We start from the raw sequence: 16,349 nt of genomic DNA, 5'->3' as shown, positions 1-16,349 counted from the left end.
GGTGCAAGGATTCTTTGCAATCCGGTTTTACATAAATTATGTTAGGTACTTTCATTAAGATTTAGAATTGTGGCCATAACTTCTTTATGTACCTATGGCTGTGTGCAATATTGTCAAGTGTTGGCATAAGATGGTGCTTAGTAATATCATAATCGAATAATATTCTAAGTAGTTCATCGGCTTGCGAAGAAGGAAGTGTATATTTTTTTAAACTCCCGCTACTATTTTCTTCACAGATAATATCTTCAAGTGAAGGCCAACTTCCATTTTTAATAAAATAAGAATTCGCCGTTGGAATATAGGTGAACAAGCCTTTTTGTTGCCGTAAAAAATTGTTTCTATGTCTTGCTGCTTCTACTTGGACAATCTTGTTTGAGCGTGAGAGCGTTACTACATTGAAACAAAAGATAGCTATATTGGCTGAATTTTCTCGTTTCCCATCTGATACTAAATTTGAGGCACCATATGCGGCAAAAAAACAAGCAATCAATGGCGATTCAGTCCAATCAATTAACCTGGTTGGGATACCATGATGCTGAGCTAACGCTATTCCTTCAATTATCGCTATAGGTGGAAAATCTTGTTGTGAATTTTCTTCTTTGTCGCCATAGATATTGCTATCTATAGCTTTTATGGTTTGAAAATAATTAATTGGTGTTGTTATTCCTAATTTGTCAGCGGTATTTAAAAACTCCGACACAGACCAAAGTTCTGCATGTAATTGTGATTGTAACCATTGATGTTTATCTGTTGTCTTTTCGTATATACCGGGTAGTTGTGCCGCAAAATCACTTAATGGATGTGGCGGGGCAGTGAGGTTTCGAAACACAGCGGGTACTATTTCCCAAGTGGAATCTGATTGCCCTCGAAAAATATGCAATCCTCTACCAACAGTTGTGGCTTCAAATTTTCCAGCAGTTCTAAAGCTTTCACTTTCATTACTTTCAATAAAATCTACTAATTCTTTAGCAGTGTCAAAATGCCTTTCGTCGTAGCACATAAAATAATCCCTTTTGGGCTTGCTTTACCTTCGCAGTGCAACTCAAGCCCTGTAACAGGCAGGCATGCGGTATATAGCTAATCTAAAATTTAAGCGCCTCAGCAAACGCAAAAAATACAATATTCAGCACGGCCAAGCCGATTAGCAGGTAGATTGTTATCTGCATGCCCAATACTCTTTTCTTGAAGTCCTTTGCGGGAAGACCCAGAGCATGAAGGATTCGCCCAATTAATAATGTCGCGCCCAATACATGGATAAGTATCTTCGGCGCTTCGTTTAATTCCAGCGTTAACAAAAGCATCAATGCTATAGGAATGTATTCCACTGCGTTGGCATGAGCGCGAATTGCCAGCTGCAACGCCTCATTTCCGCCGTCGCCGACACTGACGCGGTTTTTTCTACGCAGCTTTATTACCGAAAGCGCAAGTTTCACTATTAATAAGGCCGATAGCGATGCATATATTGATGTAATCATGGCTTTTACCCCGTAAGGCAAATTTAAAAAGAGTTAAAGCTTCCCTGCTACACGTGTCATGCCTTCTATGCAAACCGTTCAATCATCTTTTCCGCCTGCTCGGCAAATTGTTCAAGATTGCCTCTTTTGACGGTTTCCACCGGAATAACCAACGCGGTGCTCAGATTAATATAGATATATACATAGCGTTTGCCGTATTCGACCCGAACCAGGTCGCTCCAGGCCATTTTATGCTTGCCGCTGGGCGACTTCTCCAGCAGGTAATTAGGATTGGCGGGGTCTATGGTTAAAACATAGGTGCCGAACATATTGTGCTTTTCTTTATAGGTATAGTTCTTAAGAATCTGCCTGCGCAAATCCAGCATCATGATCTTGGGCGACAGCAACGCCCAGAGTATCGCAATAACGACGATGTAGCCCGATGAAGTCATATCGCCGTAATAAAAATAATAAAACGAACCGATAAGCCCCATGACGCCCGGCACTATCCAGCGGTTTTTTCTTATATTGCTCTGTATCTCTTCATTTCTCATGAATTGTATTTCATTAAAATGAATTAAATCTTCTTCGCGGAATTCGTATTCAATTTCAAACATGTTTTTGGTCTTGGTCAATAATGATAAAAAAGTAACTACGCAGGCGTAGGTACATAAAAAATTTTAATGCATTTTAATTTTTGCATGGGCGCTGCGCCGGAACAGGTTGGAAAGCGTCAACATCGCCGTCCTGAAATAGCCGTGTATCGCCACCTGATGCATTTTGTACAGGGACAGATAAACCACTCTGGCGATAAAACCGCCGATACTGACAGAACCCATCAGGTTTCCCATCAGGTTGCCGACCGTGGTGTATTTGCCGAGCGCCACCAGCGACCCGTAATCGAGATAAGTGTATTTCACCAGCTTTCCGCCCTGTAAGCGGTTGACTATCGATTTACTTAACGTCGATGCCTGCTGATGCGCCGCTTGGGCTCTCGGCGGCACATTGCCGTCGTGTCCGGGCCACGGGCAGGCCGCGCAATCGCCTATCGCAAAAATGTTATCGTCGCTGGTTTTTAAGGTTTCATCGACCACCAGCTGGTTGATCCTGTTCACTTCCAGGCCGTCCAGGTCTTTCATCCAGTCCGGCGCTTTAATGCCCGCCGACCAGACTTTAAGATCCGCCGGTATTATTTCGCCGTCATGGGTATGCACGGCGTCCCCGGTCACTTCAACCACCCGGCGGCCCAGCTTAAGGTCAATGCCCAGCTTGACCAGCTGTTGCTGCGTCGCCTGAGCCAGCTTGCCGGGCAATGCGGGCAACAATTGGGTGGCCGCTTCGATAATGGTCAGTTTTACATCGCTGGATTCATCCAGGCCGTAAACCGCCAGCAAATCGGTCACCTCGTGCAATTGCGCCGACAGCTCGACGCCGGTGGCTCCCGCGCCAATGATAACGATAGACAAGGTCTTGTCGGCGGCTGTGCCCGCATGGCTTTTGATATACGATTCGACCAGTTGCTTTTGAAACCTGAAAGCCTGCGCGGTGGTATCGAGGAACAGGCAGTGTTCCGCCACACCCTTGATATTAAACGTGTTGCTGATACTGCCGACCGACATCACCAGCGTATCGTAACTGAACGTGCGCCGGGGGATTAATTCTTCGCCGCTGTCGCTGAACGTCGGGCTGACATAAATTTCCTTTTTCTGCCGGTTCAGGCCTTCCATCCTGCCCAGCCTGAAGCGGAAATGGTTCCGGTGCGCCTGGGCCAGATATTCAATCTGCTCGGACTCATCCAATGTACCGGCTGCAACCTCATGCAGCAGCGGCTTCCAGATATGCGTCGGCGAAGCGTCCAGCAACATGACCTCAGCCAAGCCTTTTTTACCTAATTTTTTACCCAAACGGGTGGCAATCTCAAGTCCCGCCGCCCCGCCGCCAACAATCACTATCTTGTGTTTTTCATTATTATCAGTCATTGTCATCCCCCTCAAAAAACATTATTTTTCTGCACGATAGCATTATATCGAATCAACCCCGTTGTGACCGATTTTACTCAGCACGGATTGGGGATGAGCTGAATTTTGATGGGGGGCGCCTGATTTAGCATAATCGCTTGAAGCCGGAGCGACTCAAATCAGCAGACAAACCGCCAGGCCCCGTTAAGCACAATCGCATTCGCCGATGTCTTCAAACCAAAGCTGCGGCGATTGCTCGATAAAGCGCGACATCAGCGCGATACAGTCGGGATCGTTCATTTCAACAACTTTCACCCCGGCTTCTTTGAGCCAGTCCAGGTGGCCTTCAAAGTTGACCGATTCGCCGACCACCACGGTGCCGATATTGAATTGCCGGATTAACCCCGAGCAATACCAGCAGGGCGCCAACGTCGTCACCAAAATCTTGTCGCGATAATGGGTTTGACGGCCGGCTTTGCGGAAGGCGTCTGTTTCGCCGTGAACGGAGGGATCGTTATCCTGCACCCGGCGATTGCGGCCGCGTCCAAGCAGGTTGCCGTCAGCGTCGAACAGCGCCGCGCCGACCGGTACGCCGCCTTCATCAAAGCCGGTTTGCGCTTCGGCAAGCGCCACGGCCAGCATGTTTGCATAGTTCATCGAGGGTTCTCCTAAGGTGGGCATATCGTTGCAAAACGGTTATACAGGCATTTTAGCGCCAAACGCAAAGTCATTATTCATAATCCAGAACAACATATCTAAAAATCAGCACTACTCGCCTGTTATAATGCCTGTCTTTTTAGACGCATTAAAACAAGGGTTGGTTTTATGAATTGGGGATACACTTTTTCCGGTCTTGCTGTAGGTCTGTTGGTGGGGTTGACCGGCGTGGGCGGCGGTTCGCTGATGACGCCATTACTGGTTTTCCTGTTCGGATTCAAACCTTCCGTCGCGGTGGGTACCGATCTTTTATTTGCCGCCATCACCAAAACCGGCGGCGTATGGGTGCATCACAATAAACACAGCTCGGTAGACTGGAAAATCGTCGGCTGGTTGGCGCTGGGCAGCATACCTTTTGCGCTGGCCACCTTGTTTGTACTTAAACATTTTATGGAAGTCGGCAAGGAAACCACGGGGGCGATTACGTTTACGCTGGGCATCGCGCTGGTGCTGACTTCGATCTCACTGATCGTGCGCAGCGTGTTATTAAACAGGGCGGCGAAACTTAAACCTATTGATGACGAGCACAGCACCCCCGAGAATGCCGGGCGCTTCAAGCATCTGCAAATTCCCGCCACGGTGCTGATTGGCGCGGTGCTGGGCGTATTGGTCACTCTGTCGTCTGTCGGCGCGGGCGCGCTGGGTACCGTTGCACTGTTATTTCTCTATCCCAGAATGACCACGCTGAAGATTGTCGGCACCGATCTGGCTCATGCCATTCCGTTGACCGCAGTCGCGGGACTGGGCCACCTTAGCCTGGGCAATGTGGATTTGATTTTATTGGTCAGCCTGCTGCTCGGCTCGTTGCCGGGCATCTGGATCGGCAGCCACCTGAGCGCAAAGATTCCGGAAAGATTTTTACGCCCGGTTTTAGCTTGCATACTGATGTTGATCGGGCTTAAATTCGTATTGCAGTAAAAATCCGCATTCACGCGCCGCCGAAAACGCCTGGAATACCCCATGACCCGGAAAAAATAGCGCCGGCTTACAGCATTGACAGCCAATGGCGTAACCGGACCCAATTTCTTAGCGGCCGCGACCGGATTGTGCAGTTTCTAAAGCAAAAATGGGCCAGGCTACTGGATTACCGCCTGATAATAAAGCTTATATTCGGCCAAGAAGGCACTGCGGCTTCGCGGCTGCCATAACAGAAAAAATCAACAGGCAGGTGTATCATGAATGAAAATTCAACTGATCAAACCGATCTTGAAAAATCACACGACTTGAAACGACTGGCGGCGACCGTCTATCTATGCCAGGTACTCTCTTTCGCATTTGCCGGGTTGCCGTTGCTGGTGGGGGCGGTTATAAACTTCATGAGGCGGGATGACGTCCGGGGAACCTGGCTGGAATCCCATTTCGACTGGCAAATCAAAACCGTCTGGATAGCTCTGGCCGGTATGGCGTTGGCCGGATTGACTTTTGAGTTGGGCATCGGCCTGTTTATCCTGATTGCAACCCTGCTACTGATGATATACAGAATCGTAATCGGATGGATGGCCCTGAATTCCGACCGGCCGGTTAAAGAGCCATCGATTTGACTTAAACCGCCTGGAGCTAAGGAGTTTAACTCCAGGCGGTTTCAGCCGCATACGGCCGGAAGCCCCCGCATTTAATCCTTTCTTAATATTTCCCTGACTATACTTTGACGCTTGTAACACTACTCGCAGCTTATGACTATGCCCAACCAAGGAAGCCTGCCCACCGTTAAAAAAACCGCCCTGCCGCTGACCCTGATAGCCGGATTAATACTGCTTAGCGGCTGTCAGACGCTATCGTCGCTTTTTTATCAGGAAACGGCAAGCCATCAGATTCCTCAACCCGAAACCATCGCCACCCACGAATTCGACCTGTCTGACGGCGAAAACATGGTCGGTGCGATTGCCGCAATCGATAGCCGAGAAAACGATACGTTGCCGGATATTGCCCGGCATTTCGGCCTGGGCTATAACGACATCAGCATAGCCAATTCCGCTGTCTCCCCCTGGACTCCCACGCCGGGCAGTCATGTTTTGCTGCCTTTACAATTTATACTTCCCGACTCGCCTCACAAAGGCATAGCCCTGAATCTGGCGAATATGCGGCTGTTTTATTACCCCCCAAAACAACCCGGCAAAGTCTACACCTATCCGGTAGGCATTGGCCGCCAGGGCTGGAATACGCCGATGGGACTGACCAGCATCGTCGCCAAAAACGCCAATCCCAGCTGGCGCGTCCCCGAATCCATTCATCGCGAACACGCCGAAAAAGGCGATTCACTGCCCGCGGTAGTCGATGCCGGACCGGACAATCCGCTGGGGCTTTATGCAATGCGCCTGGGCGTCCCCGGTTATTTAATCCACGGCACCAACAAACCCTACGGTATCGGCATGCAGATCAGTCACGGCTGCGTGCAGCTTTATCCCGAAGATATTGAAGCGCTGTTCAAAAAAGCGACGGTCGGCATGCCGGTACACATCGTTCACCAGCCCTATTTGACCGCATGGCGTCAGGACATGTTATACCTTGAAGCGCATGAACCCTTACAAAAATGGACCAAGGATAAAGCCAAGCTGAAAAAACAGGTCATCAGGCAGTTACATGAAATCGGCGCAAAAAAAAGCGTCGCTGTCGATTGGGAAAAAGTCGAACGCATACTCCGGCGCTCAGACGGCATTCCCACGCCGGTGCTCATGCACAGCCCCGATATAACGCAAATATCGGCAAACGCCTTGCAGTTGAAACATCCCGGCCGGTTCTATGACCAACCGGTTATCCAGGAGCTAAAAGACAGCGACTGGTCCGTTTTAGTAGCCCGCTTTAATGACGAAACGCAAGCGCAACAACTGGCAACCATGCTTAATCACCAGGGACCGGTCATACCCGCCCGTAAAGTCCAAAAAGACGATGCCTACCAAGTTATCGCCGGACCTTTTAAGAGCAAATCGGAAATGAAAGCCGCCGTAAAACGCATCAAAATGGATTTTGAAATTGATGCCGAACCGTTAAAACCCCGTTCAACATCTGTGAATTAAATCAGCCCCCATCCCCATCAAGTTTTCTGTGTATCGGCAGCGTGAAATAAAAAGTGGCGCCTTTTCCGGGCGCGCTATCGAAACGCAACGTGCCGTCATGAGCTTCGACCAGAGAGCGGCTGATCGGTAAGCCCATGCCCATGCTATCGGTCTTGGTGCTGTAAAAAGGCGTTAATATTTTTTGTTGCTGGTCCTCATCGAGTCCCGGCCCATTGTCTTTCATCCTGACCTGTATGCCGTTATCCCCCACCAATCCGCTATGGATGGATAACTGGCGCTGCTGTTTCGGCGGTAAGTTTTGCAGCGCGTCAACGCTGTTTCGGATCAGGTTGATGATGACTTGTTCGATTTGCACATAATCGACATAGATAGGCGGCAGGTTGCTTTTCAGCTCAAAGGTCAGCCTGATGTGGTTTCGTTTAAGTTCGGCGCTACACAGGCCGGCAGCGTTATGAATTAAATGATTAACATCGGCCGTTGAACGGTATTTTGCATGCGCTTGCACAAACTCCCTCATGCGATGAATGATCCACCCCGCCCTCAACGCCTGCTGCTGGGTTTTATGCAATATCTCGGTGAGCTTTACCAGATCGGGGTCTTCCGTGTTAATCAGGTTTAAACTCACTTGCGTATAGCTTGAAATCGCAGACAGGGGCTGGTTGACTTCATGGGCGATGCCCGACGCCATTTCGCCCATCAATCCGCGGCGAGTGACATGAGCGAGCTGATCCAGATGATCCTTGTCTTGCTGCTCCCGGTACTTACGCTCGGTGATGTTTTCATGGCTGAGCACCGCCCCCCGGCGAGAACCTCGCAATGGCGACACGTTCATGTAAAACCAGCGTTGCTGATCGGATAAATGACACGAATACTCCAGCTGAAATGTTTCCAGCTCGCCGGCCAGAACCGCCGCAATGCCGATATGAGCGGCGGCTCCCTGATCGCCATAAGATTGATTGAGTCCTCTTTTACAAGCGTCCAGATAATCAAATCCCGGCATAGCTTGACTGCCGTTTTCCTTGCCAAACCGCCGCCACGCCTTGTTGACCGCAACGATAACGCCCTGCGTATCCAGCACGGCGATCTGAGAGGTCAGGGAATCCAGTATGCAGGCCTCAACGCTATCGGAAATAACCGCAAGTTTATTCTCCGCTTGCTCCGCCTCAGCTTGAAGGTGTGTAGCGCCGGAGACAGACAAGATGCGGGGAATAAGATGCAGCCTCGGCACAAGAATCGCGACAGAGAGCGCCGCCGCAAAGGCTTTAAACAGGCCGTCCAGCCAATATAAAGGCAGCCAAATCATGATAACCGACAGTAAGTGCGTGGCGCCGCAGGCGACAATAAATCCGGCGAACAAGGCAAACAGCCACGGATAGGGTAAATTTTTACGCTGCCGGATAAAACGGACGACCCCCAGGAAAACGGCATAAAAGGAAAGCGTGATCAGCAAATCCGAAATAACGTGCAGCCAAAGCAATTCCGGGCTACAGCTCAGACAATAGCTATAAGGGGTCTCGTTTTTAATACCAAAAAACTCAGTCATACGGGAACATTGCAGGTATCGGATAAAATGAGGAAATGCACCGTCATAAAAAACCGGAGCCCAAAACAGGTCTGAGAGTCAACGCCCCTCGATAGCGCCGTTTACATGCAGCCGACATCATCAAGGCCGACAATGCCGCACGGGTATGTTTAAAATAGAGAATCGAACGTTTGCAATCAATAAGTACGGTTACTTATCAATAACGTAAAGGTTTTAGGTGTTTTTGGGCGATTATCCTTACCCGTGAACCCCATCCAACCGAGTTATGAATGAGGGTGGCGCCGTTTCGCTCCGGTGGAGCGGACTCAAGCCTTGCCCAAAATAGCGTAACAAACCGGCGTCAGTATCAGGCTGGCTGCCATGCCCAGCAACAGGCCCGCCGACAGGGACAAGGTCATCGGAATCAAAAATTGCGCTTGCGGGCTGGTTTCCAGCAGCGCCGGCAGAAATCCGACGAAATTGGTCAGGAAAGCCAAAAAGATCGGCCGAAACCGCGAGGTGCAGGCGGCGCAAATCAATTCCGTAATCGGCTTTTCCGGGTCGTGGTTCTCTTTCATATAATCCAGCAGCACCAGGCTGTCGTTGACAACCACGCCGCTGGCCGCGATCATCCCGACCAAGGATTCCATCGACAACGGCAAACCCGCCAGCCCGTGCGCAATGACCGCCCCGCACCAGGCGACCGGCGCGGCCAACAGGAAAATCAGCGGCTTCAGGTACGAGCGGAACGGCACCGCAATCAGCACATAAATCACCAGCAGCGAGATCAGCGTGTTTTGTTTCAGCGCCTCAAGCATGGATTGCTGTTCCTGGCGATCCTGGCCGATGGTTGCGCTCAGGCCGGGATGATTCAAGCGCAAGTTTTTCAGCTCGCCGGTTTCCAGCCCCGCATAGATCGCGTTGACATCGGCTTTTTGCCGGTCGACCCGCGCCTGCACTTTCAACACCCGGCGGCGGTCTTGCCGGATCAGCTTGGCGACGCCGGGGGTTAATGTCACTTTAGCTAATGTGCCCAACGGCGCATGCTGGCCGTCAGGCAGTTGCACCGGCAGCGCCGCCAGGCTGTCCAGCGACTGGCGTTCGTCGCGCGGATAACGCACCATCACCTTGACTTCATTACGCCCGCGCTGCAAGCGTTGCACTTCATCGCCATAGTAGCCGTGACGGACTTGCTCGGACAAATCTTCAAGGCGCAATCCTAAGCGTTCCGCTTCCGGCTTCAAGGTCAAGCGGATTTCCGGCTTGCCCGGCTCACTGGAATCCACCACATCGTAAACGCCGGGATAGCCTTCCAGTGCGCGCTTGAGCTCAGCCGCGGCTTTAGGCAGCATCTCGGAATCGGTCGCGCCGAGATCAATCTCGATGTCGTAAGGCACGTCGCCTTCCTTGTACAGAAAATCGATCTTGGTGCGGCCCAGGTCGCCGATACGTTTACGCCACTCATTGATAAAATCTTCGACGACTATCCGTCGCCGGCCTTCCTCCGAAAATTCGGTCCAGAAACCGGCGCTATGCTCCCAGATCATGGTTTCCAGTCCGACAACGACGCCGGCTTTCTTGGGATCGCGGTTTGCTCCGTCCAGTTCATCTCGCAGCGCAAAAAACGCCTGCTCCACCTGTTGCGCCCGGCCGCGCACTTCGCTGTAAGGCGCATCCTGCGGCGATGCCAGGGAAACCCAGAAACTGTCCTTGACCACATCCGCCTGCAGGGACATGCGCAGCCGTCCGCTGTCCAGCCATGCGCCGCACAGGAGTATCAACACCATGAAACCGGCGACGCACAGGTAGCGCCAATTCAGTGCGAATTGCAGAAACGGGCGGTAGTAACGCTCGACAAAGCGGTCCAGGCCGGCATTGAGCTTGCCCCGTAAACGTTCCAGCCGGGAATAAGCCGTTACCGCGCGATTGGGCGCGGCCAGATGCGACGGCAGAATCAGCAAGGCCTCGATCAGCGAAAACACCAGGGTCAAAATCATCACCAGACAGATCGGTTTCATCATCTGCCCGGCCCATCCGGGCAGGAACAGCCCCGGTAGGAACGCCACCAAAGCCACCATGACCGACAGGATCACCGGCAAGGCCACCGCCTGTACGCCGCTGATCGCACCGGCAAGACTGGCCTCGGCATCCTGCCCGTCCTGCTGATGCGAATGCACGCTTTCGCCGATAATGATCGCGTCGTCGACCAGAATACCCATCGCCAACAGAAAACCGAACAACGACAGCATGTTCAGCGACACATCCAGCATCGGCATCAGCCACAACGCGCCCAGTACCGACGTGAAAATACCGACTCCGGCCCAGACCGCCACGCGCAAGCGCAAAAACAAGGTCAACACCAGGCATACCAGCACGAAGCCGCCGAGGCCGTCTTCCACCAGCGTGCGCACCCGCTCCTCGTAAGCCTGCGAATCATCCCACCAGGTCGTCATCGCCAGACCTTCCGGCAGTTGCGGCTGCATGTCGGCGACATAGTCCTTAACCCGGCGCGCCACGTCGACAGAACTGTATTTGGTATGGATTGCCCAGCCCTGGGCGGTCTCGCCGTTATAATGCCATTCCGACAGCCGCTCTTCGAGGCCGTCGCGGATCACGGCAACCTCGCCGAGACGCAAGCGCGTGCCGTCGGCATGGGTGCGCAGCACCAGATCGCCGATACTGGATGCGTCCTTGGCTTTGCCCTTGACCCTGAGCTGCAATTCGCCTGACGGCGTTTTCACCAGTCCGCCCGACTGGTCCAGCGAGGCGCGACGCACGGCTTCGGTGACATCGTGCAGGGACAGGTGGTATTGATTCAGTCTGGCCGAAGACACCTCGATAACGATTTCATAAGGAATTTCGCCATAATTGATTACCCGGAACACGCCGGGGATTTGCTCAAGGTCGGCGCGAATGCGCTCGCCGAAACGTTGCAGCGTCAGCGGATCGGTAGGGCCGTGCAAAGCCACCCAGATAACGCCGTCATCGCCATTGCGGGTGGCCGGTTGCACGTCGATTTTTTCCAGGTTTTTCGGTAGCCGGGGAATATTTTGAATGCGTCCGCGCAGGGAACTGATAACCAGATCCTGATCGTAATCCGGCAACACCCAGACCTTGACGGTGCATTCGCCCTCGAGAATCACGCTGCTTTGCCGTTTGATCCCCGGCATATCGCTGATCGCCTCTTCGATGCGCACGCACACCGATTCTTCGATTTCCAAAGGCCCCGCGCCCGGATAATTTGCAGTAATCTCGATCTGTTGCAGGTTAAAACGGGGAAACACCTCCTTGTCCATCACCTTAAAACCGACGATGCCGCCGATAATGATCAGTATCATCAACAGGTTGGCCGCCACCGGATTGGAGGCGAACCAGGCTAAAAGGCCGGTAGAACGATAGTGTGGTGAACTATTCATGAGTTAGAAAAATACGGCTTGCATGGACAGATATTACCTCGTTCCCACGCGCTACGTGGGAACGCAGTCTCGGCGCGCTGCGCCGTGTAATCTGGACAGGGTGTAAAGCCTTGTGACCTATGATTCGTAGCATTTCAGGACGCTGTGCGTCCAAGAATTTTTTTGCCTTTCGCCTTGCGCCTTTTACCTTAATCATTCGACCCTGACCTTCATGCCTTCCACCGGCACATGAATACCGGACGTCACAATCCGGTCGCCTGCGTTCAGGCCGCCTTTCACCAGAATACGATCCGGCTCATTGCGCAGCACCTCAAGGCGGCGGATATGCAACCGCAGTTCGGCGTCAACGACCAAGGCCTGCTGCGAGGCGTTGATTGCAACCTGCGGCAGCACAAACAGATTTTGCTGTTCCTTGCCCAGTACCTGCGCCTGCACAAACAGCCCGGCCAGCAGCGGTGAGTTCCGGTCTTTTCGGCTATACGGATTGAGCACTTCGGCCACCGCATAGAGCACGCCGGTAGTGTCATCCAGCTTGCCTTCGCTGCGCACGATACGGCCTTCCCAGGTTTGCACGGTTCCTGCGAAGTCGGCGGTGAATGTCACTTTGGGACAGGTCTCGCCGCACTGCCCTTCTCCCAGCGGCAAATCCAGATAGGCCAGCTGATCGGTCGGCAACGGCAACCTGATTTCGGCCAGATCGGTCGAATAGATGCGCGCCAGTTTTTCGCCGGCTTGGATGGTTTGGCCCAAACCGACCAGCTTGGTTTGCAGGCGTCCGGTAAACGGCGCGCGCAATTCGCACCGGCTGCGCTTGGTCTGGGCTTGCAGCAGACTGGCTTCGGCGGCTTTAAGTTTGGCGCGGGCTTCGGCCAGTTGCGGCTCATGCATCGCCAGCGGCGAGGCCGTTCCTTCGCCCAAGGCTTGCCATTCATTATGCGCCTGCTCGGCCTGGGCCTCTTCCATCGCCAATTGCCGTTTGGCTTCGGCGATTTGCGCCTGGGCTTGGGAAATAGCGTAGTCATAATCGCGCGGATCGATAGCCGCCAACAGGTCGTTGCGGACAAAAAAACCGCCTGCGACAAAATCGGGATGAAGCTGGATGATTTTACCCGAGACTTCCGGTATCAAATCGATTTCGTTGCGCGGCGTGACGACGCCTTGAGAATGGACATCAAGCCGGAGCGATTGCGGTTCGACCTGAATCACGGTAACCAGCGGCGCTTCAGTGTTCGGCGTTTGCAGCGTCATTTGCGGGCGCGTCGCAATAACCGCCCAAGCGCTGGCGATACCGGCCAGCAACAAGACAACGGGCAGCAGAATTTTCAATCGGCTTTGTACAATCATTAAATAACGTCTCATAAATGTTTTTTTAGGCGAAAGACAAAGGGCAAAAGGCGAAACACCTAAGCTTCAACACGGCCCCCTTCGCCTTTCGCCTTTTGCCCTTCACCTTAAACCCCGCCCCCCAAGGCCAGATAAAGATCAATCCGGTTGCTGAGCAATTGCCGTTGCACGGAAAGATGCGCGCTTTGGGCGTTCAGGGTGCTGCGGTAACTGTCCAGCAATGTCAGGATTTCGATCAGGCCTTGGCGGTACGAATAGATAGCGAGCTTTCGGCTGGCTTCGGTTTGCTCGACAGCTTCCTTCAGCGCCCGCTCCTGCTCCCTTAACCAGGATTCCGCAGCCAGCGCTTGTTCCACTTCGCGAAAGGCGTTAAGCGCCGTACTTTGATATTGATTAAACGCTTCTTCGGTGCGCGCCTCATTCAAATGTATTGCCGCCGTCAGGCGGCCTCCGGTGAAAATGGGCTGCACCAGTCCCATAGCCAAATTCCAGGCGACGGCGCGGGGGTCGATCAGCTCAGTCAGCGCCGGGCTGCCTGTGCCTCCGGCGGCGGTCAGGGTGATCCTGGGCAACAGCGCTTTTTTCGCGCTTTCCACGCGGGAATCCGCCGCCCGCAGCCGCGACAAAACGGCGACCAGATCGGGCCGCCGCGCCAACAGTTCCGAGGGCAAGCCTGCGGATAAAGCGGCCGGCGGCGTCGGCAAGGCTGAGCGCTTTTTAAAGCTATTGCCGGGATAGCGGCCCAGCAACACTTCCAAACGGCGCGTGACGATTTGCACCCGATTGCGCGCACCGGCCAATTGCGCTTTGGCATTCTCCAGATCGGTCAACACCAAGCGTAAATCGAGGCCGCGGGTCAAGCCACGGGCAAACCGGCCGCGGACCAGATCGACGATGGTTCGGCGATCCTTGGTCGATTGCTCGGCGACCTCGGCCTGGAGGTTGGCTTCGATCAATTCAAAATAGCTTTGTGCGGTGCGCGCCGCCAGCGACAATCCGGCGCCGTGATAATCGGCGGCCACGGCTTCGGCATCCTGTCCGGCTGCTTGCTGGGCGGCTTTGATGCGCCCCCATACATCGATTTCCCAGCTCATCGCGAACAGCGCTTCAAACGCGCCGCTCTCGCTGTTCGTTATGGTCGCGCCGTGCCGGTATCCCGCGGCAAAAGCCAGCTGCGGCCAACGCGCCGCACCGTCGATCCGCGCCTGCTCCCGTGCTGCATAGACGCGGGCGGCGGCGACTTTCAGGTCATAGTTATGGTTCAATGCATCATGCACTAATGCGCTTAGCTCCGGGTCGGCAAAGGCGCTTAACCATTGTGTCGCAATGGGCTTATCGGATGCATTGGCGGCTGTCCATTGCGCCGGAAATGGGGTCATGTCGGTTGCATTGCGCTCCGGCGTCGTAGCGCATGCGGTCAGCAGCATCACCGTGCAACCTAGAACGCACAAACTTACTGTACAAATCCTGCCGGGCAAATTACTGCTCCACAGTCACAAAGGCTATTTTGGCGATCCCCGCGTGCTGCACCGTCGCCATGACTTCGGCAACCTTGGAATAAACAACGTCCTGGTCGGCGTATAAATGCAGTCCTATCTCGGGGTTTTGCGCGAGCTCGTTCTTCAACGCCGTTTCCAATGCGGCCAGATCGGCCATCGGCAGCTTATTCAGCGTTATCGCCCCCTGCGCATCAATGCCGAGCTGTAGCGGCTGATCTTTGGTATCCGCCGTGGTCTCGGCGGTTTTCGGCAAAGTCACGCGCACCGATTGTGTCAGCATAGGCGCGGTCACCAGCAAAATAATAACCAGCACCAGCATCACATCGACCAGCGGCGTGACGTTAATCTCGCTCATCGCTCCTTCATCTTCCGATTGCGGTTTAAAAGCCATGTGTCTATTCCTTAACTTTACTGTCTGTGCCGAAGACGATATGCAGAAAGCTGGCGACGAAGTTTTCCAAGCCGGCACGATGCTGTTTGACCCGGCGCAGGAAGAAGTTGTAGGCCAATACGGCCGGTACCGCGACGGCGATACCGATTGCGGTGGCGACCAACGCATCGCCGATCGGGCCGGCCACGACGTCGAGGCTGGTCGAGCCGCTGGCGGTGATCTCATGCATCGCGTGCATGATGCCCAATACGGTGCCGAACAGGCCGACGAACGGCGCGGTGCTGCCGATGCTGGCGAGCATGGTCAGGCCGCTCTCCATCAGATGTTGTTCTTTCTGCATTTGCTCACGCATCGCTTGTTCCAGCAGGTCAGCTTGGGCGCCGCAATATTTAAGCTGCTTGCCGTCGGACAGACGGCTTTCATTGAGCCAGGTAAAGCCCTGTTGCGCAATCCGGGCCTGCGGGCCTATCGCTGTGTCTGCCGGAACCGATTCGGCTTGCGCCAGATCGCCTGCATCCCAAAACGCGGCGTGAAAACGCCGGTTACGGTAACTGTTATTGGCAAATTCCCAGATTTTAAAAAGTATCACCGTCCAAGTGGCCACCGAAAAAATCAGCAGTGTGTACAGGGTACCGTCTATGATGACTTCCGGTGAAATATGAGTGGGCATTAATATCTCCTTTTTTATTTATTAATTGAGGTTAAGCGCTGTCCACGAAAGACACTCCAATTTCGCACTGTCCATTGGACTGTGCATATAAGTAAGCAAAAGTTTTTTAACCAAATGAAAAAACGTTTGTCTCCTTATTTACCATGAAGAACACGAAGATCATGAAGAAGAAAAATAACTTCACGCCCTTCATGCTCTTCATGCTCTTCATGCTCTTCATGGTTACGTTAAAAGACTTTTGAACGTCTACTTATTAGTTATTCAAAACAAAGTTAATGGGTACGATAACCGAACTGGCCACCGGCGTGTCGCCCCGCTTGGCTGGAATGAATTTCCATTTTTCGACCGCTTCGATGGCGGCCTC

Annotated in this window: 16 protein-coding genes; 4 read left to right on the top strand and 12 right to left on the bottom strand. The window is 53.1% G+C overall.

All coding sequences use genetic code 11. The annotated features are described in order from the left end of the window. Positions 1-61: 61 nt before the first annotated feature. From B0F88_RS13465 to B0F88_RS13445, 5 genes are all read right to left on the bottom strand, one after another. Positions 62-1,000: an FRG domain-containing protein gene (locus tag B0F88_RS13465; protein WP_104424453.1), complete on the bottom strand. Its 939-nt coding sequence runs from the start codon at positions 998-1,000 to the stop codon at positions 62-64. Positions 1,001-1,082: 82 nt separating this feature from the next. Then, on the bottom strand, positions 1,083-1,475 hold the full coding sequence (locus tag B0F88_RS13460; protein WP_104424452.1) for an MAPEG family protein: 393 nt from the start codon (positions 1,473-1,475) through the stop codon (positions 1,083-1,085). 65 nt (positions 1,476-1,540) lie between these two features. Continuing rightward, positions 1,541-2,071 carry a YcxB family protein gene (locus tag B0F88_RS13455; protein WP_104424451.1) on the bottom strand — a complete coding sequence of 177 codons (531 nt, stop codon included), beginning with the start codon at positions 2,069-2,071 and terminating at the stop codon, positions 1,541-1,543. Between the two features lie 63 nt (positions 2,072-2,134). Continuing rightward, complete coding sequence (locus tag B0F88_RS13450; RefSeq protein WP_104424450.1) at positions 2,135-3,433, bottom strand: NAD(P)/FAD-dependent oxidoreductase; 1,299 nt, start codon at positions 3,431-3,433, stop codon at positions 2,135-2,137. A gap of 183 nt (positions 3,434-3,616) precedes the next feature. Beyond that, the gene (locus B0F88_RS13445) at positions 3,617-4,069 is read right to left on the bottom strand and encodes a nucleoside deaminase (RefSeq protein WP_104424449.1); all 453 of its coding nucleotides are present in this window, start codon (positions 4,067-4,069) and stop codon (positions 3,617-3,619) included. Between the two features lie 168 nt (positions 4,070-4,237). Here B0F88_RS13445 and B0F88_RS13440 point away from each other — a divergent pair, with 168 nt between their 5' ends. The 4 genes from B0F88_RS13440 (at position 4,238) to B0F88_RS13425 (ending at position 7,143) form a co-directional block, all read left to right on the top strand. Further along, positions 4,238-5,047, top strand: coding sequence for a sulfite exporter TauE/SafE family protein (locus B0F88_RS13440; RefSeq protein ID WP_104424448.1), 810 nt, complete (start codon positions 4,238-4,240; stop codon positions 5,045-5,047). After that, positions 5,032-5,277: a DUF1348 family protein gene (locus B0F88_RS19860; RefSeq protein ID WP_219820863.1), complete on the top strand. Its 246-nt coding sequence runs from the start codon at positions 5,032-5,034 to the stop codon at positions 5,275-5,277. Before B0F88_RS13440 ends, B0F88_RS19860 begins: the two co-directional genes overlap by 16 nt. Before the next feature lie 27 nt (positions 5,278-5,304). Next, a complete protein-coding gene (locus tag B0F88_RS13430) occupies positions 5,305-5,670 on the top strand; it encodes a DUF4870 family protein (RefSeq protein WP_104424446.1) in 366 nt (121 codons plus the stop codon). A 138-nt stretch (positions 5,671-5,808) separates the two neighbouring features. Continuing rightward, positions 5,809-7,143 (top strand): L,D-transpeptidase family protein, encoded by a 1,335-nt coding sequence (locus B0F88_RS13425; protein ID WP_104424445.1) that lies wholly within the window; start codon positions 5,809-5,811, stop codon positions 7,141-7,143. Between the two features lies 1 nt (position 7,144). On the opposite strand, the gene B0F88_RS13420 is transcribed toward B0F88_RS13425, so the two are convergent. The 7 genes from B0F88_RS13420 to B0F88_RS13385 form a co-directional block, all read right to left on the bottom strand. Further along, complete coding sequence (locus B0F88_RS13420) at positions 7,145-8,686, bottom strand: PAS domain-containing sensor histidine kinase (protein WP_104424444.1); 1,542 nt, start codon at positions 8,684-8,686, stop codon at positions 7,145-7,147. A 305-nt stretch (positions 8,687-8,991) separates the two neighbouring features. Next, complete coding sequence (locus tag B0F88_RS13415; protein ID WP_104424443.1) at positions 8,992-12,081, bottom strand: efflux RND transporter permease subunit; 3,090 nt, start codon at positions 12,079-12,081, stop codon at positions 8,992-8,994. Between the two features lie 192 nt (positions 12,082-12,273). Further along, positions 12,274-13,440 carry an efflux RND transporter periplasmic adaptor subunit gene (locus B0F88_RS13405; protein WP_258076667.1) on the bottom strand — a complete coding sequence of 389 codons (1,167 nt, stop codon included), beginning with the start codon at positions 13,438-13,440 and terminating at the stop codon, positions 12,274-12,276. A gap of 92 nt (positions 13,441-13,532) precedes the next feature. Beyond that, positions 13,533-14,852 (bottom strand): efflux transporter outer membrane subunit, encoded by a 1,320-nt coding sequence (locus B0F88_RS13400; RefSeq protein WP_104424440.1) that lies wholly within the window; start codon positions 14,850-14,852, stop codon positions 13,533-13,535. 52 nt (positions 14,853-14,904) lie between these two features. Beyond that, positions 14,905-15,315, bottom strand: coding sequence for an ExbD/TolR family protein (locus B0F88_RS13395; RefSeq protein ID WP_104424439.1), 411 nt, complete (start codon positions 15,313-15,315; stop codon positions 14,905-14,907). Positions 15,316-15,319: 4 nt separating this feature from the next. Continuing rightward, on the bottom strand, positions 15,320-15,985 hold the full coding sequence (locus B0F88_RS13390; RefSeq protein WP_104424438.1) for a MotA/TolQ/ExbB proton channel family protein: 666 nt from the start codon (positions 15,983-15,985) through the stop codon (positions 15,320-15,322). 253 nt (positions 15,986-16,238) lie between these two features. Beyond that, on the bottom strand, positions 16,239-16,340 hold the full coding sequence (locus B0F88_RS13385) for an energy transducer TonB (RefSeq protein WP_258076677.1): 102 nt from the start codon (positions 16,338-16,340) through the stop codon (positions 16,239-16,241). Positions 16,341-16,349 lie beyond the last annotated feature (9 nt).

This window comes from Methylobacter tundripaludum (assembly GCF_002934365.1).
GTDB classification, from domain to species: Bacteria; Pseudomonadota; Gammaproteobacteria; order Methylococcales; family Methylomonadaceae; genus Methylobacter_A; species Methylobacter_A tundripaludum_A.
This window is presented reverse-complemented; position numbering and strand designations above follow the sequence as displayed.

Coding starts and splice junctions, on each gene's coding strand:
- B0F88_RS13405 (WP_258076667.1), bottom strand. CDS start 13,440: ATGAGACGTTATTTAATGATTGTACAAAGCCGATTGAAAATTCTGCTG.
- B0F88_RS13465 (WP_104424453.1), bottom strand. CDS start 1,000: ATGTGCTACGACGAAAGGCATTTTGACACTGCTAAAGAATTAGTAGAT.
- B0F88_RS13445 (WP_104424449.1), bottom strand. CDS start 4,069: ATGAACTATGCAAACATGCTGGCCGTGGCGCTTGCCGAAGCGCAAACC.
- B0F88_RS13390 (WP_104424438.1), bottom strand. CDS start 15,985: ATGCCCACTCATATTTCACCGGAAGTCATCATAGACGGTACCCTGTAC.
- B0F88_RS13450 (WP_104424450.1), bottom strand. CDS start 3,433: ATGACTGATAATAATGAAAAACACAAGATAGTGATTGTTGGCGGCGGG.
- B0F88_RS13395 (WP_104424439.1), bottom strand. CDS start 15,315: ATGGCTTTTAAACCGCAATCGGAAGATGAAGGAGCGATGAGCGAGATT.
- B0F88_RS13400 (WP_104424440.1), bottom strand. CDS start 14,852: ATGCTGCTGACCGCATGCGCTACGACGCCGGAGCGCAATGCAACCGAC.
- B0F88_RS13455 (WP_104424451.1), bottom strand. CDS start 2,071: ATGTTTGAAATTGAATACGAATTCCGCGAAGAAGATTTAATTCATTTT.
- B0F88_RS13460 (WP_104424452.1), bottom strand. CDS start 1,475: ATGATTACATCAATATATGCATCGCTATCGGCCTTATTAATAGTGAAA.
- B0F88_RS13415 (WP_104424443.1), bottom strand. CDS start 12,081: ATGAATAGTTCACCACACTATCGTTCTACCGGCCTTTTAGCCTGGTTC.
- B0F88_RS13430 (WP_104424446.1), top strand. CDS start 5,305: ATGAATGAAAATTCAACTGATCAAACCGATCTTGAAAAATCACACGAC.
- B0F88_RS13440 (WP_104424448.1), top strand. CDS start 4,238: ATGAATTGGGGATACACTTTTTCCGGTCTTGCTGTAGGTCTGTTGGTG.
- B0F88_RS13420 (WP_104424444.1), bottom strand. CDS start 8,686: ATGACTGAGTTTTTTGGTATTAAAAACGAGACCCCTTATAGCTATTGT.
- B0F88_RS13425 (WP_104424445.1), top strand. CDS start 5,809: ATGCCCAACCAAGGAAGCCTGCCCACCGTTAAAAAAACCGCCCTGCCG.